22 protein-coding genes and 1 tRNA gene are annotated in these 20,263 nt (G+C 52.2%); 11 read left to right on the plus strand and 12 right to left on the minus strand.

Annotated features, from left to right (window positions below; translation table 11 throughout):
- The 5 genes from CL1_RS00810 to CL1_RS00830 form a co-directional block, all read right to left on the minus strand.
- Positions 1 to 261, minus strand: a complete 261-nt coding sequence (locus tag CL1_RS00810; RefSeq protein WP_014788017.1) for a KEOPS complex subunit Pcc1 — start codon at positions 259 to 261, stop codon at positions 1 to 3.
- Positions 251 to 1,681 carry a DHHA1 domain-containing protein gene (locus tag CL1_RS00815; RefSeq protein ID WP_014788018.1) on the minus strand — a complete coding sequence of 477 codons (1,431 nt, stop codon included), beginning with the start codon at positions 1,679 to 1,681 and terminating at the stop codon, positions 251 to 253. Before CL1_RS00815 ends, CL1_RS00810 begins: the two co-directional genes overlap by 11 nt.
- Positions 1,682 to 1,713: 32 nt before the next feature.
- Entirely contained in the window at positions 1,714 to 2,169 is a 456-nt protein-coding gene (locus tag CL1_RS00820; RefSeq protein WP_014788019.1) for a 30S ribosomal protein S15, read from the minus strand.
- Positions 2,138 to 3,151, minus strand: a complete 1,014-nt coding sequence (locus CL1_RS00825; protein ID WP_014788020.1) for an LAGLIDADG family homing endonuclease — start codon at positions 3,149 to 3,151, stop codon at positions 2,138 to 2,140. Before CL1_RS00825 ends, CL1_RS00820 begins: the two co-directional genes overlap by 32 nt.
- Positions 3,152 to 3,259: 108 nt before the next feature.
- Positions 3,260 to 3,337, minus strand: a tRNA-Met gene (locus tag CL1_RS00830).
- Positions 3,338 to 3,430: 93 nt separating this feature from the next.
- Between CL1_RS00830 and CL1_RS00835 the strand changes: the two genes are divergently transcribed.
- From CL1_RS00835 to CL1_RS00850, 4 genes are all read left to right on the plus strand, one after another.
- Positions 3,431 to 4,591: an aconitase X catalytic domain-containing protein gene (locus CL1_RS00835; protein ID WP_014788021.1), complete on the plus strand. Its 1,161-nt coding sequence runs from the start codon at positions 3,431 to 3,433 to the stop codon at positions 4,589 to 4,591.
- 9 nt (positions 4,592 to 4,600) lie between these two features.
- Positions 4,601 to 4,993 carry a DUF126 domain-containing protein gene (locus CL1_RS00840; RefSeq protein ID WP_048151657.1) on the plus strand — a complete coding sequence of 131 codons (393 nt, stop codon included), beginning with the start codon at positions 4,601 to 4,603 and terminating at the stop codon, positions 4,991 to 4,993.
- Positions 4,994 to 5,075: 82 nt separating this feature from the next.
- Positions 5,076 to 5,297: a hypothetical protein gene (locus CL1_RS00845; RefSeq protein ID WP_014788023.1), complete on the plus strand. Its 222-nt coding sequence runs from the start codon at positions 5,076 to 5,078 to the stop codon at positions 5,295 to 5,297.
- Between the two features lie 85 nt (positions 5,298 to 5,382).
- Positions 5,383 to 6,654 carry a site-2 protease family protein gene (locus CL1_RS00850; protein ID WP_014788024.1) on the plus strand — a complete coding sequence of 424 codons (1,272 nt, stop codon included), beginning with the start codon at positions 5,383 to 5,385 and terminating at the stop codon, positions 6,652 to 6,654.
- 1 nt (position 6,655) lies between these two features.
- Here CL1_RS00850 and CL1_RS00855 read toward each other — a convergent pair whose 3' ends face one another.
- Positions 6,656 to 7,087, minus strand: a complete 432-nt coding sequence (locus CL1_RS00855) for a helix-turn-helix domain-containing protein (protein ID WP_014788025.1) — start codon at positions 7,085 to 7,087, stop codon at positions 6,656 to 6,658.
- Between the two features lie 258 nt (positions 7,088 to 7,345).
- Here CL1_RS00855 and CL1_RS00860 point away from each other — a divergent pair, with 258 nt between their 5' ends.
- On the plus strand, positions 7,346 to 7,531 hold the full coding sequence (locus tag CL1_RS00860; RefSeq protein WP_014788026.1) for a class III signal peptide-containing protein: 186 nt from the start codon (positions 7,346 to 7,348) through the stop codon (positions 7,529 to 7,531).
- Positions 7,532 to 7,571: 40 nt separating this feature from the next.
- Complete coding sequence (locus CL1_RS00865) at positions 7,572 to 7,757, plus strand: class III signal peptide-containing protein (protein ID WP_014788027.1); 186 nt, start codon at positions 7,572 to 7,574, stop codon at positions 7,755 to 7,757.
- Here the strand turns inward: CL1_RS00865 and CL1_RS00870 are convergent.
- Genes CL1_RS00870 through CL1_RS00885 form a run of 4 tightly spaced genes read right to left on the minus strand, consistent with a single transcriptional unit; the run spans position 7,754 to position 13,692 of the window.
- Positions 7,754 to 9,985 carry a glycosyltransferase family 39 protein gene (locus CL1_RS00870; protein WP_014788028.1) on the minus strand — a complete coding sequence of 744 codons (2,232 nt, stop codon included), beginning with the start codon at positions 9,983 to 9,985 and terminating at the stop codon, positions 7,754 to 7,756. The two genes, CL1_RS00865 and CL1_RS00870, sit on opposite strands and share 4 nt — an antisense overlap.
- Positions 9,982 to 11,454 carry a DUF2079 domain-containing protein gene (locus CL1_RS00875; protein WP_014788029.1) on the minus strand — a complete coding sequence of 491 codons (1,473 nt, stop codon included), beginning with the start codon at positions 11,452 to 11,454 and terminating at the stop codon, positions 9,982 to 9,984. The genes CL1_RS00870 and CL1_RS00875 overlap by 4 nt, the downstream gene beginning before the upstream one ends.
- Positions 11,455 to 11,512: 58 nt before the next feature.
- Positions 11,513 to 12,466, minus strand: coding sequence for a hypothetical protein (locus CL1_RS00880; protein WP_148267256.1), 954 nt, complete (start codon positions 12,464 to 12,466; stop codon positions 11,513 to 11,515).
- Entirely contained in the window at positions 12,442 to 13,692 is a 1,251-nt protein-coding gene (locus tag CL1_RS00885; RefSeq protein ID WP_048151667.1) for a DUF6541 family protein, read from the minus strand. The genes CL1_RS00880 and CL1_RS00885 overlap by 25 nt, the downstream gene beginning before the upstream one ends.
- Before the next feature lie 208 nt (positions 13,693 to 13,900).
- On the opposite strand from CL1_RS00885, the gene CL1_RS00890 reads away from it, so the two are divergent.
- From CL1_RS00890 to prf1, 3 genes are all read left to right on the plus strand, one after another.
- Positions 13,901 to 14,464, plus strand: coding sequence for a hypothetical protein (locus CL1_RS00890; RefSeq protein WP_014788030.1), 564 nt, complete (start codon positions 13,901 to 13,903; stop codon positions 14,462 to 14,464).
- 92 nt (positions 14,465 to 14,556) lie between these two features.
- Positions 14,557 to 14,793 carry a pro-sigmaK processing inhibitor BofA family protein gene (locus CL1_RS00895; protein WP_014788031.1) on the plus strand — a complete coding sequence of 79 codons (237 nt, stop codon included), beginning with the start codon at positions 14,557 to 14,559 and terminating at the stop codon, positions 14,791 to 14,793.
- A gap of 90 nt (positions 14,794 to 14,883) precedes the next feature.
- Positions 14,884 to 16,131: a peptide chain release factor aRF-1 gene (prf1, locus tag CL1_RS00900; protein ID WP_048152322.1), complete on the plus strand. Its 1,248-nt coding sequence runs from the start codon at positions 14,884 to 14,886 to the stop codon at positions 16,129 to 16,131.
- Positions 16,132 to 16,201: 70 nt separating this feature from the next.
- On the opposite strand, the gene CL1_RS00905 is transcribed toward prf1, so the two are convergent.
- Entirely contained in the window at positions 16,202 to 18,130 is a 1,929-nt protein-coding gene (locus tag CL1_RS00905) for an arginine--tRNA ligase (protein WP_014788033.1), read from the minus strand.
- 72 nt (positions 18,131 to 18,202) lie between these two features.
- Here CL1_RS00905 and CL1_RS00910 point away from each other — a divergent pair, with 72 nt between their 5' ends.
- Both CL1_RS00910 and CL1_RS00915 read left to right on the plus strand, forming a co-directional pair.
- A complete protein-coding gene (locus tag CL1_RS00910; RefSeq protein ID WP_048151670.1) occupies positions 18,203 to 18,481 on the plus strand; it encodes a lipoate protein ligase C-terminal domain-containing protein in 279 nt (92 codons plus the stop codon).
- Between the two features lie 5 nt (positions 18,482 to 18,486).
- Positions 18,487 to 19,050 carry a stage II sporulation protein M gene (locus CL1_RS00915; protein WP_014788034.1) on the plus strand — a complete coding sequence of 188 codons (564 nt, stop codon included), beginning with the start codon at positions 18,487 to 18,489 and terminating at the stop codon, positions 19,048 to 19,050.
- Here CL1_RS00915 and CL1_RS00920 read toward each other — a convergent pair.
- A complete protein-coding gene (locus tag CL1_RS00920; protein WP_014788035.1) occupies positions 18,988 to 20,115 on the minus strand; it encodes a DUF354 domain-containing protein in 1,128 nt (375 codons plus the stop codon). The genes CL1_RS00915 and CL1_RS00920 overlap by 63 nt on opposite strands.
- Between the last annotated feature and the right edge of the window lie 148 nt (positions 20,116 to 20,263).

The raw sequence follows: 20,263 nt of genomic DNA on the forward strand, positions 1-20,263 counted from the left end.
TCACACCTTTTCGGTAACATCTTCGGCGATTTTGATTGAAAACACCAAATCGTCCAGCGCTTTGATGAGTGTTTCAATCTCACCCGAGTATTTAACCTTTGTTATGACGTCCCCATCTTCCCATTGGGTTAGCACATTTAAACTTTTCTTTAGGCCCTCAGGGAGGCCCGCGTTGTCCACCTCAAGCGCCTGGGCAATGGCCTCGGCCCTCTTGGGGTCGCCGTAGTGCCAGGCTATCTCCGCCCTAGCCTCAATCTTCACTGCCCTTTCCCTCCCCGACCTGCCTGGCCAAGGCCTCGTTAAACAACCGTATGAACTCGTCTATCCTGCCCTTAGGGAAGCGTATTCCTGCTGCTATCGCGTGCCCGCCGCCCTCACCGCCGAGCTTCTCCGCCACTTCCTTCAGTGCCTCTCCCAGGTGGTAGCCCTTTGCGAGGGCCTTCTCTGTGGTTCTGGCCGAGCCTTTCACCAGGTTCTCGTCCTCGTCGCTGTCCGCCAGAACGACGACGGGCTTCTCGGGGTCGGCCAGGCCGGCGTTTATGGCTATGTTGGCCGCTATACCCACGAGCGTGTCCCTTATGTTCCTGCCGGCGTAGAAGACGTAGGCGTGCTCACCCTCGTCGGCCATGCCCCAGTTCTGGATTATGAACTTCCTGGCCTCTATCTGCTCCCTCTTGTAGTCGTCGAGCATCTTCCTGGCCTTCCTGTAGGCATCTTCGTCGCCGAGGCATATCGCAACGCCCAGCGTTCCGGCGTTCAGCCTCCCGGTGGCGTTGAGGAGCGTGGCGAACTCCCTCGCCTCGTGTCTCGGATCGCCTTCGGGATAGAGGGGACTTATCACCACGTCGCCTATGAGCCTGTCTATCGTCTCCTTGGGGGCACCGTGCTTTATGAGGTGTATCACAAGGGCGTCGTGGAGCTTCCTCTTCTCCTCCTCACGAAGCTGCCAGTACCTCATCTCCGGGTCGAAGCCCCTGGCGCGGAGCCACTCTATGGCGTTCCTCTCGTCGCCTGTTATCCCTGGAATCTCGGGATTGGTTGAGTAAGCCAGCATCTGGTAGAGGGGTCTGCTCTCCCTTCCGAAGAGCCTGAGCTCCTTCCGCACCTCGAGTATTCCTAGCTTTTTGCCGTCCTCGAGTATCTCAAGGTTCAGCCCGTGGAACGTCCCGTCTATCTCCTGCATATCGCCGACAGCGCCCACGATTGCTATGTAGGCCAAATCTCTGTTTTTCTCGTTCATCTCCCTCGCCACGAAGTAGGCAACACCGGAACCGCTCAGGTCGCGGACGCTGTTGGCCCCGAAGGGGACGGGGTTCACGAGGACGTGGGATTCGGTGGAAAACTCGCTCTTTTCCGGCGGGTGGTGGTCGGCAACGACAACCGTTGCGAAGTCGAGGTGCTTCTCTATCAGTTCAATCGAGCCGCTTCCAAGGTCGCTGAAGACGTATATCCTGTGCCTCTCACTTGCCAATTCCTTTATCAGCTCCTCGCTGAGCTGCTTGACTATGCTGAGCTGAAAGCTCCCTCCTTCCCTAGCAACGGCCTTCGCTAAAATCGCGCCCGCGGTGATTCCGTCGGCGTCGCGGTGGGAGATGAGCCTTATGGTGTGCCCTAGCTCGATGTGCATCTTGATTAGCTCTGCCCCTTCCCTGGCCCGCTCCAAAAACGGCCCCCTATCCACGAGGCATCACCGGGTAAGAAGAAGGAAAGGGATCAGCGGACCAGGAGCTTGGCCTGCTCCGGATCGTAGCGCCACTTCGCCGGCAGCTTGCCGGTTCTCCTGTAGTACTTGACGAGACGCCTTATCTTGCTCTCGGTGAGCTGGAGACCTCTCCTGGAGTGCTTGTCCTTCGGGTGCTGCTCAAGGTGTTTCCTGAGCTTAACCGCCTTCCTGATGAGAGCCATGAGGTCCTCGGGAATCTCGGGCGCTAGGCCGTTCTCCTCGAGTATCTTGGTTATCTTCTTGCCGGTGACGAGCTTGACGCTCGGAATGCCGTACTGGTCGCGGAGAATGGTTCCTATCATAGCAGCGCTGTAGCCTTCCTTCCTGAGCTTGATAACGAGCCCCTCGACCTCCTCCGCCGTGTACTCGACCCAGGTCGGCGGAGCGGTCCTCGGTGGCCTCTTAGAACCAGACTTACCCCTCTTTCTCGCGTGTATCCTTGCCATACCATACACCTCCCGGTGACGGCCAGCTCCCGCCAGCCGCCCCTTCGCGTTGGGAATTGATGGGAGGTTTAAAAAGGTTTGCCCTCTTGACGTATCCCCGTCCACGCTTCTCGTATTCGATTAGCCACATTCTGATAGCCTCTGCTGGAGGATAACTTTCCTTCAGCTCTATAGCTCTCCGAAGTTTTTCTGATTTCCTCGTTGCCGTAAAACCAACGTTTTCATAAAAAGATACCACATCCCCAAAGCGTGAAATCCACAGGACGAACATATCAACGTTTGAGGTGTACACCTCTCCTCGAATCGTGAATTCGTGACCTTTAGAGTATAACTTTACCATCCGTGAACGAATCCCCAGTTCTTTAAGGAGTTTCTTGGCAAATTTCAGAACCTGAACGTCTGAGTTGACGACCCCGACTTTAACATCGAACGTTTTCCCGGCATTCACAGTTGGAAATCCCTCACTATCAAAGAACCCCCTGAGGAACTGCACCGGATACCTCTCCGACAGGGAGAACAGGGTCTCCTTTGAGCTGCTTAAAAGCTGAAACAATGTTTTGTTGCTCCCTTCAACATAGAACCTATCCACCCTGGTCGAATCACTTTCAAGACCCACAGTTGTTTTGACTCCCAACCGTTGAAGTGACTCAGCAAACGCATTAGCGAACTCTTCATCAATGACCTTAAGCTTGATGAGATACTTTCCATTGGATTTCCTGTGAATACTCCCATCGCCCAGATAAACTCCGATTACATAGGAAAGTTCCGGTGAAGGTTCTGTCACGATGCGTTTAATCCGGTTGAACGGGTCGTGTGTGCCCTTGCACCAGCGGATCACTGTTGCCTTTGAAAGTCTGAGCCGGTACTCATCGGCTATGATATCGACGATTTTGCCATAGGAACATCCCAAAGAACGCAGGAGCTTTACCCTCTCAACAACCTCGTGAAGTTCATTTACATCCAGATCTTTAATTTTTCTCATGACTATCGATTAACGTAACACGTGCAACAATAAAAAGTTTACTCCATCGCCGAGCATACACACAGTCACTACTGTACAAACAAAGACACCAACGCACAGAAATGAACATGGTAGCGGGGGGAGGATTTGAACCTCCGACCTCCGGGTTATGAGCCCGGCGGGCACTCCTAGCTGCCCCACCCCGCTGCTTGACCCGTTAGTTAGTCATCGGGAGTGGGTTTATAAATTTTTCGGAGCGGGCTTTATATTTGGAGACACCCTTAATTCCCCGGTGGTGCTATGTACCTGACGAAAGAGGAGGAGCTGGTTCTGGCGGGGGAGTACGGCTACGCCCTCCAGAAGGCCATGGAGATACTGGTCGCCCTCGGCGAAATTTACGGCGCCGACAGGCTCATTCCGATAAAGAGCGCTCAGATCGCGGGCGTTTCCTACAAGAACATAGGCGACGCCGGAATGGAGTTCCTGAGGGACTTCGCCGACGCCGGCGCAAAGGTCAGCGTTTACACAACGCTGAACCCGGCAGGAATAGGCGACGACGAGTTCATGGAGAAGCAGAGGGAAGTTCTTGAGCTTTACAGGGCAATGGGAATAGAGACCACCTCAACCTGTACGCCCTACTACGGGGCGAACCTGCCGAAGTTCGGCGACCACCTTGCCTGGAGCGAGAGTTCAGCTGTGAGCTTCGCGAACTCCATCGTAGGCGCGAGAACCAACCGCGAGGGTGGGCCCTCGAGCTTAGCGGCAGCGATAGTTGGAAAGACTCCCAACTACGGCCTCCACCTCGACGAGAACAGAAAGGCGACGGTGGTAGTTGAGGTTGAGGCGAAGGTGAGGACGTTCGTTGATTACTCGGCCCTGGGCTACCACCTCGGGAAGACCCTTGGCAATGACGTACCCTACCTCCGGGGGATCCAGCCCGAAAGGGTCGAGTTCCTGAAAGAGCTCGGCGCGGCGATGGCGGCGAGCGGGAGCGTGGCGCTCTACCACGTCGAGGGCGAGACTCCGGAGTACCGCGATGCCGTAACGGATAAACTTGAGACAATAACCGTTGAGGAAAGCGACGTAAAAGCCGTTAGGGAAGCTTTCTCCGATGACTGGGGAGACATTGACATAATCCTCGTCGGCTGTCCCCACGCTTCCCTGGCGGAGATTAAGGAGATAGCCGAGCTCCTGAAAATGCGTGGCAGACCCCTGAAGATACCCCTCTTCATCACTGCGAGCAGGGCCGTTAAGGCCCTCGCAGATTCGCTCGGCTACACCGAGACGATAGAGCGCTACAACGGAAGAATCATAGCGGATTCCTGCCTCGTCGTCTCGCCGATTAAGGGGTGGTACCGCGGCATAGCGACCAACAGCGGGAAGAGTGCCTTCTACTTCCGCTCCTTCGGCTTTAAGGTGAGGCTCGACGACGCCGAGAAGCTCATAAAGGAAGCGCCGTGAGGTGGGAGAATGAAGATGAAGGGGAGGAAAATCGTCGGGGGAAAGGCGGAGGGAGAGCTCATCGTGTCGCAAAAGCCCCTCTCGTTCCTCGGTGGCGTCGATCCAGAGACCGGAATCGTTACAGACGCCGAGAGCGACATAAGGGGCCAGAGCATAGCGGGGAAGATACTCGCCTTTCCGCGCGGCAAGGGCTCGACCGTCGGTTCCTATGTGATCTACGCCCTCAAGAAAAACGGAAAGGCACCGAAGGCCATAATAGTCGGCGAGGCCGAGACGATAGTCGCCACCGGCGCGATAATAGCTGGCATTCCAATGGTGGACGGGATAGACGTTTCTAAACTGAGGAGCGGTGACAGGGTCAGAGTTGATGCTGACTCCGGCGAGGTCGAGGTGGAGGACTAACTCCGGCTTCTTTTCTCTTATCAACCCAAGCGAAATTCGCAAACCTTTTGAGGTTTGACACTGAACATTCTTTGGTGATAGCGTGAGCGAGAGCGTTCAAGTCATTATCAATCGCATAGAGAAAATCGAGAGAGAACTAGAAGAACTCAAGCTCGAACTACTGAAACTCCAGGTGGAGAAAGAGGGGGCTGAGGTTATTCCGGAGGACGAGTACCAGGAACTCAAAAGGCGCGCTGACTACCTGAAGAACAACCCCGACGAGGGACTAAGCGCAGATGAGGCAATTCGTGAACTTCTAAGTTAGGTGGGAGTCAGTGGTATACGTCCAAAGTCAAATGAATAGAATAACTTTTTAACCCCACTCCCCATTTTAAGCTTGGAGGCAGAAAATGCCCGGAGGAATCTACGAGTGCACCGTCTGCGGCCACAGGGAGGTTCTCGATTCGAACGAACCCGTCATAGAGAACTCCTGCCCGGTCTGCGGCGGCGACATGATTTTAGTGGGCTTTCGGGTGGAGCCCAGGGAAACGGAAGAAGTTTCTGGAAAGGAAGACACAGAAGCGGAGACCGCCGCTCCGGTTCTCCCCCTCGCCGTCGAGGAGAAGCTGAGAGCCTTTTACGTCCTTGAGCCGGCCGGCGTTGAGGGGAACGTCTTCGTCTTCGAGGTCAGGGAGATACTCGAGACGGACTTTGAGAGGGTTTTGGCGGAACTCGAGGAGCTTGGCTACTGGGCGGCCCTCAAGAGACGTGGCGAAAAAGTTCTTCTCTACGTCTTCCCCGCGGGGGAGATCGGGGAAGACAACCGCTGGCTCCCCTGGGTGTTCCTGATAGCGACGATTTTCACGACGTTTTTAGCCGGTTACTGGCTGTCACTAAGCTACATATCCCTGCTCAACGAGTACAACCTCCCGGGGATAAGGAACCCCTACATCAATGCCCTGGCCTTTTCGATAAGCGTGATGGGGATACTGGGAACCCACGAGCTGGGCCACAAGATAGCGGCCGCTTACCACGGAGTGAGGGCAACGATGCCCTACTTCATTCCCTTCCCCAGCATGCTGGGCACTATGGGGGCGGTGATAAGGGTGAAGTCTCCCCTCCCGACGAGGAACGCGGCCATCGACCTGGGCGTCAGCGGACCGATAGCGGGCTTCCTCGTGGCGGTCCCGGTGAGCATAATTGGGCTGAAGCTCTCGGTACCGCTCCCCGTAGACGCGATCCAGCCTATGGAAGGGGGAATAACCTTCGGCGAGAACCTGCTGTTTTTGCTCATAGAGAAGTACTTCCTCCGCTTGCCGGAGGACGTCGTCGTCTTCCTCCACCCCGTTGCTATAGCCGGCTGGGTTGGGATACTCGTTACGTTCCTCAACCTCATTCCCGCGGCACAGCTCGACGGGGGACACATAGCGAGAGCCTTCCTGAGCGAGAGGGCGCACCGCTACATGACCTCGGTCATAGGGCTCGTCCTCATAGGAATGAGCTTTCTCTGGGTTGGGTGGCTCATATGGGGGGTTCTGGTGCTGCTGATGGGGGCGATGGGTAACCCCGGGGCGCTCGACGAGGTGTCTCCAATCTCGAAAAAAAGAATCCTTCTGGCGGTTATAGCGGTGTTGCTCTTCGTGCTCTCCGCCACGCCCGCACCGATAAGCGCGACTGGCTGAGCTACCCCTTCTTTCTCGTTCCCTCCTTGTCCTTCAGTATCTGCTCGATGTCATAGTAAATGGAGTCCCTCGAAACGCCGAACATTCTGGCTATCTCCGATATGTTCAGAACGCGTGGATTGTAGTTGAAGTTCTCGAGTATCTTGGCCAGGAGTTCGCGGCGTTCCTTTATGGTGAACTCGCTGAGGGGCTTTTCCTCAGGTGGAGCGTTGTAAACGACCACGACGACGGCGTAGGTCCTCCTCGTCACGGGGGTGGTGTAGGTGCCGACCTCGAAGTCCACAACCTTGGCATTCTTCGGAAGAATGCGGTTGATCTTTTCCATAGTTTTGGTTATGGCGTCCTCCTTGTTCTTCCCATGGGCGTAATCTGCGATTATACCCTTTTTCATGTTACCGTGGTCGTCCAGCAACAATACGACTGTCAGGTTCATAAAAGCACCGAACGTTAGGTTAATCTTGGAGGACACTATGGACCCGTGCAGTGGGGACAACAGTTTTCTTGACTTTGATACCACGTTCTTTATACAATCTTCAATGCTCGATGACTCACATTGAACGCTTACCAACTCCACAGAACCACCCCTGGGGTTTCCGCAGTATTGGGGGGCTTCCCCTTAAATTTGGGCAGAAAGCTATATAAGCTTTTTCGGTGGATATTGGTATGAAGTAATCCTTTGGAGGTGGATAACATGAAGAGGAAGGCTCAGGGTGCCATCGAGTACCTGTTTATGATTGCGGCTGCGCTGGTTATAGTCCTCATAGTCTGGAGGCAGATCAGCGGCAGGGGTAGCAGTGCCAGTGAGATTGCCGACACTGCGGAGGACAAGATAAGCTCGGAGCTCCAGCAGGAGATTGACTCCGGCTCCAACGGCTGAAGTCTCCACCCCAGCTCCTTTTTCTTTTGGAGGACTGCCAATGATGAGGCGTGCCCAGGCATCTTTGGAGTACATGTTTATGATAGTAATCGCCATTGTTATGATAGTTCTTGCGATCAGGAGGTTCTTCGATCCCCGTTTTGGAACCATAAGAAGAACCGGGACGCTCCAGCAGACCTACGAGAGCATGATATCAAATGAGATGGAGGATAAAATCAACGACTAATCCTCTAAAATCACCTCAATCTCGGTACCGGGGTCTAATATGATCGTCCCGCCCCTTTTCTGGTGAATACCTTCTGCAGATATCCTAAATCTATGATGTCCGGAGTAAACGATCACCTCGCCGTACCTTTTCTCGGGATCCAGCAGATTTCCACGTGTATCCGTCGCAACTCCTTCGTATTCAAGCACGAGTTTTGTCGTGGTGTTGGGGGAGGACAGCAACAGGCCTCTCGAAACGCTCCTCACGGTGAGTTCGATGTACTCTCCGGGGTTTTCGGAGTACAGGCGAACTGAGAACACTCCAGGAGTGATCCGTGTTATCCATGCTCTGCTGGAAAGGGAGACGTTGTCCCCTAGCCCGTAAATACTCATCACGGCACTTCCATTGTCATCGAGGATAACGATCCTCCCGTTTTCCGAGATTACTGTGGGGCTTCTTGGAGGGATACGCAGGCTGAATATCGATAAGACGTCCCCAGTTGAATACGACTCAGAGAATAGGAGCTCACCATTCGTTACGATCAAAGCCTTAAGCCGGCTGTAAATCTCTCCAAGATGTCCTCCAGAGCGTATGGCCCCTTCGGCCCACGTGCTAAAAACAACGCAGTCTGAGGACACCTTTACCTGCTTGAAAAACTCCTCAACGGGTGTTCCATTCACGTACAGAACACCAAATGAGTCCACCAGCAGGGGATTCGTCTCAGCGTTAAAGTAGTAAGTGTTCATTGGATTGACGGAGTACATCGAGCCGCAGGAAGAGCTGGTTTTCATGTAGGAGATCGCATCGGACCTGAGTTCTCCGGAGTGAACTGCCCAGGGAATGCCCAGCTCCCCCGAGGGTGCGTTTATAACGAGCCCCCCCACAATCATAATCAGCGACACCAGAGAGACTGCACCGACGATTACCCACTCCTTCCAGAAAACCCTGTATCCAGCCAAACGCTCCCCAGCGAACAGGTAGAAGGTAAGAAGCAGGGGTAAGATAAACCTGGTGATCGGTCTGACGGGAAACACAAGGAGGTACATGGCCACGTTCATAACGAATAAAACCGCGAGATCCACTGGGAGGGGCTTTTCATTCGAGAATCCTCTAAACCTGAAGAGTATGAGGGCAAAGATCAACAGGAAAGCGGGGACAAAGACGTACGCCGTTTCCTGATGGTTGCTTCCAACCGTAGACAACACTCTGTTAATTAGCTCGTAGAGCCCCATGAACGAGCCGTATCTACCTCCCTGCATGAGGTAGGTTTGGTAGAAATAATCCCCTGAGATTAGATAGCCCAGGGCACCCTCAACAATAACTTTCGGAATCAGAACTGCAAGGGCCATGCAAATCAGCAGGCGCAGCTGAGAGATTGCCGAACGAAAGATATGTACGAGCTTCTCAAAGTACTCAACTCTGAAAAGATACACGACCAAGATCGCCCACATAAGGAAGATGAAGACACCCACGTACTTGTGACCCACCAGAACAACCGGGTGAATCCCCAAGACAACGATTATGTCCTTTGTTATCGAAGAGGGCCAGGCCATTCTAAGGGACACGAAAAGGGCTATCAAGAAACTGTAAACTGCAGCGATAACCAGTCCCTGCCTCCACGATAGGACAAGGCTCACCGCAGACTGGAAATGCATTTTGGAGGTCTCGTCCAGGTTCAAAGCGAGAAAGGTAATATACAGGGCCACGACGAAGGGCAGTATCGTGAACTTGGCCGTACTGCCCAGTCCCGCGAGGAAAAGGGAGACGTACATATCCCACCGGGATTTAGTCCTCGTGTATCTGACAAAATAGTAGAGAGACGCAATTACAAAGAACTCAATCAGGGTATCGTGGAGAACCAGCTGATTTATCCTGAACACCGTTGGATCTACGAGCAAGAGGGCGGAGTACAGAACGGCGAGCCTGATTCCCCCAAGGAGTTTACCAGTACGGTACGCCAAAACAACTGCCAATCCTCCCAGAAACACAGACAGAAGCCTGCCGGACACGTAGCTGTCCCCAAATACCCTCAACCAGCCGGCGAGAAGATAGTAGTAAAGCGGAGGGTGAACGGCAAAGATATCCCTGTAAGGGAGGTAACCGCTGTTGATGAGCCTCGCCATCAGCAGGTATGTTCCCTCGTCGTAGTCCACGTACTCGTTCATCTGGAACAGGAGAGTAACCCGCGTAAGGATATATACCAGCAGAATGAGCCCAGGAATCAATCTTTCAAGAGCCTCCCTCTTCATTGAATCCCCTCCAGCACCCGCTGAAGATTCTCAACCTCCCGTGTTCCAATGAGGTCATTCCTGACCCAGATTTCAACTCCGTCCCTCTTATATATCACCGTGTATTCCGAAAGAAGGTCCTCCACAAGAAAGTTGTAATCGGCGTAACTCAGAGTCCAGTCAAGGAGCACCAGGTCCGCTCTCGGCAGGGCCCTCCCGCAGTAGGACGCCCATATGACGTAGGTGTTTTCTCTGTTTGCCAGGTGGGGAAATATATCGTTCTGGGTTAATACGGAGAAATCGGTAGCCGCCAAAGCCCTGGTTACATCCATCAGCATTCTGTCGTGCCCCGTCACGGGGACGTAGTAATTGGCTGGGATCTCCAGGATTCCCGTAAGACCGTTCTCACCGGGAAGTACCGGGGACGTAACGGTGGAAACGAAGAGGCCAAGGGCCAACGCCATAACAACCGTTCTGCTCCTGCGATTGCCGGGCATCTCGGCAAGGGCGTACATGATTGCAATCATTGAGAGGGGGACGAGCATATACGGATACTGAAATCCCACCCGGTAGAGATTTTTCTCGCACGATAGTAAAATCTCGGCCCAGGGAAGAGCGGTTAGCAGGAGGGAATACTTCGGCTTAAGAAACGTTAGCATTCCAAGCGTGGCGCTCGCCACAAGGAAGTAAACCGCCTTCATCGGTATGTTGCAACCGTCAAGAAGACCTCCATAGAAGGACGCCAAGTGAGACGAATCCACCACAACCCACCCCAGAAGAATCCATGCGGTCCCCACTGCAATAAAAACAAGGGACGTTCTTTCCAGTTCGTCAAGGGTTCCGGATTTCAATGCCCTGATGATTGAAACATACGTAGAGGGGCTGAATATCTCCCGATTCTTGAGGAGGTAGAAAAGCCCCAGCGAAATGACCGCAATGCCCGCATCTTCTCTCGCGCTAAGAATACCCAAAGCGGACAAAAGCGCAAGGCCATATCTCTTCTGCTCAATCATCAGCGCGGCCAGGAAGATGAAGGGCATTGCGAAGGGTACGGCGTGAAAATCGTAGCTGTTTATCCCTTGAACGAGGGAATTCCCGAGGTACATAACCACTAACGCCAGGGCAATTTTGGACTCTCCGATTATTCTCCCAGCCAGTAGGTACAGCAGGTACGCAGATAGGGATATGACGACCGTTTGGATAACCAGCAGGGTCTCGGCGTGGGGTAAAAGGCCGTAGAGAGGGGCCAAGACAGCGAGAACTGGGGATAAGTGTATCCTGAAGTGGTTGGGGGCACAAAAAACGAACCATTCAACGGTGTTATACATAAAATCTCCGTGGACAGTGCTCCACAGGGACTGCATAAAGATTCCCATATCGAAGGCATTTGTACGGAAGGTGTAGTGCCTGTTAAATGAAATGAGCACCATGGCCGCACTGTATGTTACCATTGTTACCCACAGGAAGTAACTAGACCTCCTTTTTTGCATAGGGATCACCTGTAACTACGGCAATAATAAGGAGCAGTCTTTGGTTGGGTTTAATCAATCAGTTTTCAAGTCTTATCGACTCCACGAATATGATGCAATCACAGTCTTTATGGATTTCGATTACGTTCAACGAATCCCTATTTATAGTCACATTAAATGAAAGGATATTAGCTCCTTGGGTTATTGTGGCGTCGTATTCCTTTCCGTTTATTATAACGGACAGATTAAGAGGAGATCTCATAGATGAAACGATGGACATAGTGACTTTATTATAGTCCCTGCATGGAACAAAGGCTATGGTTCCTTTAGGAGCCGTAAGCCATGCGTAGTCAATGCCCTCGAGATAAAAGTACTCAACTCTAAAGTACTTCTTCCAGAAGCCATATACATAATACTTACCGTCCAAGTGCATATTTCCTGAGATATAATCATCACAAAGTGTCAGTTCGTTAGATAAAATCCTATAATTATTCCTTGTATCGGTTGAAGTTAAATCAAATAACCAATTTCCATCATTAAAACGAATCAGTTTGTATCTTGGATAAAAGACCATAGGATCCAAACTGGGATAATTTGTATCTATATAAGCAAGTTCAGCATTGAGTGGTCTTAGTCCAAGGAGTATCGTTTTTTCAGCGTTGCTGGGGGTTAGATTTTCCACTCTGCACCTATTCATATGAGAGAAGATAACAGTATTAGACGTGAAAAATGGAATCCACTGTGCAGAATCCTGGAAACACGAATTAAGGATGGTGGCATTACTGAACCTATCATTTATCCACTTGAAATCCTCTAAATTATTTGAATCCACATAGAAGTTTGCCTCTCCAGCAATCAGATCGTAAGGGATACTGAGGGCTGGAACTATAAAAAGAAGTATCAATATGAATACCTCACTCATTACATGCAATTTTCGAACCGTTATATTGCGTGTTAATGTGAGTGCCGTGTCCCACCCGAGAGCAATGAAAACCGGGAATAGCGGGATTAACCAGAGGAACATTCTCTCCATGGCAGCGGTTCCAAAAAAGGCACTGGAACATTATAAGTGAGGCGATTTAACATTAGTAGTATAACAAACACAGTAAATGCCAACAATGACAATGTTTCTTTACGTTTAAGCTTTTTCCTCATTGCGGCTATCGGACCTAGAAACAAAAAGATCGTTGCAAGGTAGTTGGAATTCCTGATCGTTGCCCATCTGATGATATACATAAATTTCCACCAAGTATCCATCGGATTTTTTCCCTTAAATATCGCGAGATTTCCAACCACAACCCCCACGTATGACGCCCAGGGATATTCAATAGTTACATCTGATGCCAACTGAGGCCACAGAAAATATGGATTTAACAGAACATACAAAACTACTGGAGTAACAAAATACATCACGCCGACTGAGAGAGCTTTTTTAATGGACATCTCCCTGCTTATAATTTTTAGAAGAAGGTACACAGACAAAACGAATACCCAATTCTGAAAACCATAGGGGGGAACCGAAAGAGCTCCAACTCCAATTAGCACTGTAAATATTGTAAGAGCCTTAGAGTTACCAGCGTTTTCGATGTCCAAGTATGCCAATGCAAGAAGTACCATGAAGAAATACAATCCAATAAAGTTGGGATTTATGTAAACCAGCAGGTAATAGGTACAAATGTTAGTCACGAGTATTAACATTGATGCGTATAACCTAATTTTTCGATCAAACCAAACAGACGCGAATAGATAGGTTCCCAAGACTATGAAGGCCCAGCTCCATAGACGTACAACCAGCATGGCGTGAGGTATCAAATCTCCCGAAACAAGCACAACAAGGGACACTAGCACATGGTATCCAGCAGGATAAGTGAAGACGTTAAAAACAGGGACCTTTGGAGGAAACAGAGTCATATATTCGAGAATATACTGAATTTTTGTAGCGTGGAAATAGTTATCAACATTATCTGTGGGCATCTTGAACACTAGTGCTCTCACTCCAACTACAAGAAAAACCGTGAGCAATAGTTTTACGAGGGGGATATACTCTGACTTTTTTTGGCTTGTTATTAAACGAAAATCTCCAATGTCAAATGTAACAGTGATAAGAAAGATCACAACGTACTCAAGAACATTTAGATCTACATGGACAATACTAAAGCAATAAGCAAAGATAGAAAGAATAGACATTCCTATTGCGGGGGATATGGAAATTCGGTATAAAATGTCTTCAAACAAATACCTGCTTATATTAAATCCCACAAGTACAACCAGCAACGGTGCAAAGTATGGGATTAATCTTAGCGAGAACGAAAATCCCAAAGGCCAGTGACGCTCCCAACAAAAAATTATATACTTCCCGTAATTCCATAATCTAACGTACGAGCTTAGATTTATAAAAATGACCCCCTAGAGATTACAACGAAAAACTTAATACAATATTTGCACAATTCATAACAAGGTGATCCCCATGGCGTTCCTCTCCTTCGGATCCAAAAGGGATAAAATAAAAAAGATGATCGAGGAAGAGAAGTTCGACGAAATACTCAAAATGGCAGTTAAGGACAAGAAAGCCCTGCAGGCACTGATTGAACTTTTGGACGACTCCAACCCCGGCATAGTTGGCGATGCACTTCTCCTGCTGAGCAACGTCCTCGAGATCAATCCGAATTCCACGCGGAGCCACATAACCCCAGAACTCTTCCAGAAGCTGATGGCGCTGATGGAGAGGAAAAATCCATACGTCAGGGAGAACGCTATGCTCCTATCGTACAAGATAATAAAGAGCTTTCCAGAGGTTGCGTCCCAGCACAGGGACTGGATAGTGGAAGGCGTGAGAAGGGGTCTCACAGAGGGCAACAAAGACCAGAAAGGTTTTCTTCTGATGGTCATAGGCGAGCTTGGGCTGAAGGAACTTAGGCCAATGGTGGAAGAGCTCGTTAGCGTCGAGGACAAGGTGATACTTCCCTTTGAGGGCAAGAAGTGGGTCCCTCTTGGGGATATAGCCAAAGAAGTTCTTGAAAAACTTTCGTAAGCTGAACTCAAATTGATACGTTTCCTACATTATTCCATTTATGTTGCGAAAAATTAATAAGCCCGTTTGTTTTAAATACCCAGGGTGATACTATGCTCGAAGAGTTGCTGTTGCTGTTTTTCCTCTTCCTGGCCATCATGCTGGTGGTCAAGGTTGGCTTTGGAGTAATCAAGTACCTAGTGGCCAATGCAATAATTGGCCTTATAATACTGTGGTTCACGAACTGGATAGGCATCTCGGACGTGCCACTGACGGCCCTCAACGTGCTGGTAGTGGCGATAGGCGGGATATTGGGCGTAATTGCCCTGATAATAGTCTACTGGTTCTAGCTGGTTTTTCCTAAACTTTATAAATTCTCCGCTTTTTCATTCTCCAGGATTAAAACCGAGTGGAAAGCATTCTGAGGGGGTGTGATGCTCATGTCTCACAAGTCCGCGGAAATGTACGAGCTCAAAAAGAAGGTGGAAGAACTTAAGAACCATCGGGGTCGAGCTACCGAGCTGGTCAGCCTCTACATTCCCGCTGGATACGACATAAACAAGGTGATGCAGCAGCTCCGAGAGGAATACGGAACGGCCCAGAACATCAAGAGCAAATCGACCCGAAAGAACGTTCTGGGAGCACTTGAGAGGGCCATGCAGCACCTCAAACTCTACCGGAAGACGCCCGAGAACGGTCTCGCTCTCTTCGTCGGGAACGTCAGCGAGCAGGAAGGTGTGAGCGACATCAGGCTCTGGGCGATAGTTCCGCCCGAGCCGCTGAAGGTCCGCCTCTACCGATGTGACCAGACCTTCGTCACGGAACCGCTCGAGGAGATGCTCCGCGTCAAAGACGCCTACGGCCTGATAACCGTCGAGAAGAACGAAGCCACGATAGGCCTTCTCCGCGGAAAGCGCATCGACGTCATAGACGAGCTGACTTCGAACGTCCCCGGAAAGACGAGGGCTGGTGGTCAGTCGGCGAGGCGTTACGAGAGGATCCGCGAGCAGGAGACCCACGAGTTCATGAAGAGGATCGGTGAGCACGCCAACAAGGCCTTCCTCCCGCTCCTTGAGAAGGGCGAGCTGAGGGGAATCATCATTGGTGGCCCTGGGCCGACCAAGGAGGAGTTCGTCGAGGGCGACTACCTCCACCACGAGCTCAGGAAGAAGATAATAGGCGTCGTTGACATCAGCTACCACGGCGAGTACGGCCTGAGGGAGCTCGTCGAGAAGGCCAGCGACATACTCAAGGACCACGAGGCGGTGAAGGAGAGGCATCTAATCCAGAACTTCTTCAGGCACCTCGTCAAGGACACGGGGATGATAACCTACGGTGAGAAGGAGGTCAGGCAGGCGCTCGAACTTGGAGCCGTGGACACTCTCCTCATCAGCGAGGGCTACGACAAGGTTCGCGTCAGGGCCAAGTGCAACAACTGCGGCTGGAGCGAGGAGAAGACGATGAGCGAGCAGGAGTTCCACGTCTACAGGAAGAAGCTCACCCACTGCCCCAAGTGCGGAAGCCAGAACATAAGCTTCGAGAAGTGGGACGTCGCGGAGGAGTTCATAAAGATGGCCGAGGAGGCCGGCTCGAACGTGGAGATCATCTCCCTCGACACGGACGAGGGCCAGCAGTTCTACAAGGCCTTCGGCGGCCTTGGGGCGTTCCTCAGGTACAAGATTCACTGAGCTATTTAAACCTCTTCTCCCTTCTTCAGGTATGCCACAAAAGACGGGATAAAATTTGGAAAAGCCAAAATCACATCTTCTCTGGCGCCTCTATGCCGAGCAACTCAAGCCCGTTCCTGAGAACCTGTTTGACCGCCAGAACGAGCAACAGGCGCTCCTCCCTGATTCCCTCCTCGGCTTTGAGCACCGGGTGGTCCATGTAGAACTTGTTGAAGAGCGAGGCCAGCTCGTTGAGGTAAGCTGGAACCAGGTGGGGTTTGATGTCCCTGCCGGCGCTCTCTATGACCTCTGGGAACTTGGCGAGGAGCTTTATGAGTTCCTTTTCCCTGTTGGTGAGTCCTGAGAAGTCGGCCTTTTCGAGCAGGGATTTCCACCCGACGTCGAGACCGCTCTCGTCCGCCTTCCTGAGGATAGAGGCGCAGCGAGCGTGGGCGTACTGTATGTAGGGCGCGCTCTCCCCCTCGAAGTTCAGCACGTCGTCCCAGCGGAAGGTTATCACCTTGTCGGGGCTGTACTTGACGAGGTTGAAGCGAACCGCGCCTACTCCAACCGCTTCAGCTATCTCCTCCTTTTCCCTCTCGCTCAGGCCCGGGTTCTTCTCCTCGACGAGCTCCCTCGCCCTCTGCACGGCCTCGTTGAGAACCTCATCGACGGTGAAGCCGACCCAGGTTCCCTTCCTTCCCGAGAACTTGCCCTCTTCCCTCACGACGTGCTCGTAAGCGAGGTGGTGGAAGTTCCCGGCGGCATCTTCAAAGCCGAGGAGCTGGAGGGCGTACTTTATCGCCATCTGCGGGTGCCTCTGCTCCGCCCCGATGACGTTTATGACTATATCCCCCCTGCCGAACTTACCCGGCATCTCCTCTCCGTCCGGTGCGGTCGTCCACGTCTCGTGGTTCCCAATCCTGTCCCAGGGCCTGTAGAGCATATCGGCCTTTACCTTCCCGAACTTCCAGAGGTGATACGCTATGTCCTTGCCGGTGTAGGTGGCGGTCCCGTCGCTCCTCCTGAGGACGAGGAAGGGGTTCTTCATGTCGGGGAAGAGCTTCCTGAGGTCCATAACGAAGGCTCCCCTGTATTTTCCTTCCGTGGCCCAGAAGAAGTTCTCGTTTTTCTCTATCAGCCCGTAGGCTTCCCCGAATATTCCGCTCCTCATTATGTCGCTCTCCCAGCTGAGCAGGTCGTAGGCTATGCCCATGCGGTAGGTGGTGAGCATTTGAGCCTTAACCACGCGCTCGGCCAGCTTCCTTCCGATTTCTGCTATCTCATTGTCGCCTTCCTCAAGTTTCTTCATCAGTTCGCGAACCTCTCCGTCCACCTCGGAGTTCTCCTCGATGCGCTTGTTTACCTCGACGTAGAGGAGCCCCATGACGTGGTCTATGAAGTCCTCCTTCAGGTTTTTCTCCATCAGCTCGGCCTCGATCTTCTCGAACTCCTCCCTGAGGTTTAGGTAGCCCCAGAGAACCTGTGCGAACTGGACGCCAAGGTCGTCGATGTAGTTCTGGACTTCAACGATGTAGCCGAGCTTCCTCATGATCCTTGCCATCGTGTCACCGAGGACCGCGTTCCTCGCGTGCCCCATGTGGAGCGGTTTGGTGGGGTTCACTGAAGTGTGCTCGACGATGACCTTCTTACCCTTTCCAACGTCGCTCTCGCCGTAGACCTCTCCCTTTTCGAGTATCTCCTGCACCAGTGCTTTTCCAAAGACGTCGTAGTTCAGGTAGAAGTTTATGTAGCCATTTACTGCCCTCACCTCGGCTATTTCTCCGGGGAGTTTGTCCTTAATTCTGTCCGCAAGCTCCTCCGCTATCAGCTTCGGGGCCCTCCTGAAGACCCTCGCCAGCTGGAAGGCGACGGCCGTTCCGAAGTCGCCAAGCTCGATGCTCGGAGTGTCGTCGAACGTTATCTCACCGTTCCACTCTTTTCCGGCCTCCTTAAGCATCTCGTCAAGGGCTTCTTCGAGAATGAGCTTTACCCTCTCCTTAACCTCGCCGTATCCCATTCACACCACCGCACTCACTTGAACCCAACCTTTAAAAAGTTCTCCCGCGAATTTACTCTGGAGGTGGGTAGAATGAAGCACCGCGTGGGTGAGCACAAGGCAAAGAAGGGCCTCATAAGGATAGAGTTCGATGAGAAGGACGGAATAGCGGAGCACGTCAAGATAACCGGGGACTTCTTCATGCACCCGGAGGAAGCTATTCAAGAGCTCGAGCAGAGACTGGAAGGCCGCCGCGTTGAAGAGCTGGAGCACCTTATGGACGAGTTCTTCGCCATGAGGCTCGACATAGAGATGCCCTACGTGAACGTGGAGGATTTCAAGATAGCCCTCAAAAACGCGCTGAAGGAGTGATTCCCGTGCTCGGAGTGGAGGTCCCCAAAAAGACCCTCGGCTACCTTCTCCTGGTCTTTCTGCTGGCGTCATTTGCAGGCTATGGAATCGGAACCGCCAGCCCGGGAACCGCGGTAGATGCCGTCAAGAGGATAATCGAGCAGATAGGACCCATCTCGGACTCCAGCTTCGAGAACTTCGTTAAGATATTCACCAACAACGCGACAGTGGCCCTCATGACCTTCCTCTCGGGCCTGTTCTTCGGCCTCGGTCCATGGTTCATAATGGCCTTCAACGGCCTGATGGTGGGCCTAGTTGTTCTGGCAGTTCACAGAATGAGCGAGGTGCCGATGGGACAGATAATCCTGGGTCTTATCCCACACGGTGTGATAGAGATACCCGCGATAGCCCTGGCGGGTGTGGCCGGTATAGTGTGGTACCGGGAGATAATTGGGGGGGAAGGAAGCGGGGAGGAAAGGTTCAAAAGGGGAGCCGTTAAGGGGCTCAAGCTCTTCGTCCTGTCAGTTCTACTCCTCCTCGTTGCGGCCTTCATTGAGGCCTACGTAACCCCCAAGGTCGCCGGCCTCTGACGCTTCTTCAATTTTTAGCGTCCTGAACGCTCCAGACTCCTCGTACGCTTCTATCTCGCTCAGTATGACGTCCATCGGGTTCTCGAAGCCGCTCACGACGCTTCTTATGTAGGCGCGGTAGCTCCCGTTCATTTCCATCATGCGCTCTGCCATTCTGGCAACCTTCACAGGATCCGTGGAGTGGAACTTGACACCTTTCTCGATCAGCCACCTGGTCACCGCGAGCAGCCTGCCAGGATATGTTGAGATCGTGGGGGTTCCGAGGGCTATCGCCTCCCGGTTCATCGTTCCGCCGGCGCCGATCATCAGCCGGGCGTAGTAGAGGAGGCTCAGGCTGTCCACAGGCTTCTCCGGCATTATGACGTTGTCAAAGCGCTCAAAGCGCTCCCTCTGCTCCTTGGTTCTCGGGAACAGGACTATTGGAATCTCTGAAAGTAGGGGAATGACGTCCTCGAGGACACTCTTTTCGGGCCCGTTGAAGTAGTTGGCCTTGATCGGCTCGGTTCGCATCACTATGTAAGAGTTCTTTCTGAGACCAAGCTCCCTCAGAACCCGAGCCTCCGGCCTGAAGCCGTAGAGGTGGGCCAGCTCGGAAAAGCCGTTCACGGGCCTCATTCCGTTAGGGTCCGCTCCGCTACGGAAGAGTTCGTAGGCGTCTATGGCCTTTGGAAACAGGAGAAGCCGGGTGTAGGGGAGAATGAGCTTGTTCTGACCGATGGCCGTTTCGTTGTCTACGAAGCCTATCGACGGTATCTGGAGGCCAAAGGCAACGCGCGGGGCCTCTGCGGAGTGCTTGTAAAGCGCGAGATCAGGCTTCTCCTCGATTATGAGCTTGCTGAGCCGATACATTCTCTCGGAGCTTGCCAGGAGCTTTCCCTCAAGGGTTGCCCCACCGTGCTTACCAACCACGTAGTAATCAAAGCCATACATATCGAGTATTCCCGTAAGGCCGTCGAACTCGCGGGTGGTCAGAAGGACCTCATGCCCGGCCTTTTCAAGCTCCCTGATTACACCCTTGAAGAAGTGAACGTGAGGAGCGTTCGTGATGTCTATCCATACCTTCATTCCACCCACCATACTACTGGACAGCCCTGTTCAATATAAGGCTTTCCCAAAAACGGTTGTAAAGCCTTCTTTTCAACACTTTAACATGGTGTCCCCACCGGAAAGAACGTTTAGAACGCTTTCTGTCTATGAAAACAAAGCTCAGGAA

The sequence above is a fragment of the Thermococcus cleftensis genome (assembly GCF_000265525.1).
Lineage (GTDB): Archaea > Methanobacteriota_B > Thermococci > Thermococcales > Thermococcaceae > Thermococcus > Thermococcus cleftensis.

Coding starts and splice junctions, on each gene's coding strand:
- CL1_RS00920 (WP_014788035.1), bottom strand. CDS start 20,115: ATGAAGGTATGGATAGACATCACGAACGCTCCTCACGTTCACTTCTTC.
- CL1_RS00835 (WP_014788021.1), top strand. CDS start 3,431: ATGTACCTGACGAAAGAGGAGGAGCTGGTTCTGGCGGGGGAGTACGGC.
- CL1_RS00860 (WP_014788026.1), top strand. CDS start 7,346: ATGAAGAGGAAGGCTCAGGGTGCCATCGAGTACCTGTTTATGATTGCG.
- CL1_RS00825 (WP_014788020.1), bottom strand. CDS start 3,151: ATGAGAAAAATTAAAGATCTGGATGTAAATGAACTTCACGAGGTTGTT.
- prf1 (WP_048152322.1), top strand. CDS start 14,884: ATGTCTCACAAGTCCGCGGAAATGTACGAGCTCAAAAAGAAGGTGGAA.
- CL1_RS00820 (WP_014788019.1), bottom strand. CDS start 2,169: ATGGCAAGGATACACGCGAGAAAGAGGGGTAAGTCTGGTTCTAAGAGG.
- CL1_RS00910 (WP_048151670.1), top strand. CDS start 18,203: ATGAAGCACCGCGTGGGTGAGCACAAGGCAAAGAAGGGCCTCATAAGG.
- CL1_RS00890 (WP_014788030.1), top strand. CDS start 13,901: ATGGCGTTCCTCTCCTTCGGATCCAAAAGGGATAAAATAAAAAAGATG.
- CL1_RS00850 (WP_014788024.1), top strand. CDS start 5,383: ATGCCCGGAGGAATCTACGAGTGCACCGTCTGCGGCCACAGGGAGGTT.
- CL1_RS00875 (WP_014788029.1), bottom strand. CDS start 11,454: ATGCAAAAAAGGAGGTCTAGTTACTTCCTGTGGGTAACAATGGTAACA.
- CL1_RS00865 (WP_014788027.1), top strand. CDS start 7,572: ATGATGAGGCGTGCCCAGGCATCTTTGGAGTACATGTTTATGATAGTA.
- CL1_RS00840 (WP_048151657.1), top strand. CDS start 4,601: ATGAAGATGAAGGGGAGGAAAATCGTCGGGGGAAAGGCGGAGGGAGAG.
- CL1_RS00870 (WP_014788028.1), bottom strand. CDS start 9,985: ATGAAGAGGGAGGCTCTTGAAAGATTGATTCCTGGGCTCATTCTGCTG.
- CL1_RS00880 (WP_148267256.1), bottom strand. CDS start 12,466: ATGGAGAGAATGTTCCTCTGGTTAATCCCGCTATTCCCGGTTTTCATT.
- CL1_RS00855 (WP_014788025.1), bottom strand. CDS start 7,087: ATGAACCTGACAGTCGTATTGTTGCTGGACGACCACGGTAACATGAAA.
- CL1_RS00905 (WP_014788033.1), bottom strand. CDS start 18,130: ATGGGATACGGCGAGGTTAAGGAGAGGGTAAAGCTCATTCTCGAAGAA.
- CL1_RS00895 (WP_014788031.1), top strand. CDS start 14,557: ATGCTCGAAGAGTTGCTGTTGCTGTTTTTCCTCTTCCTGGCCATCATG.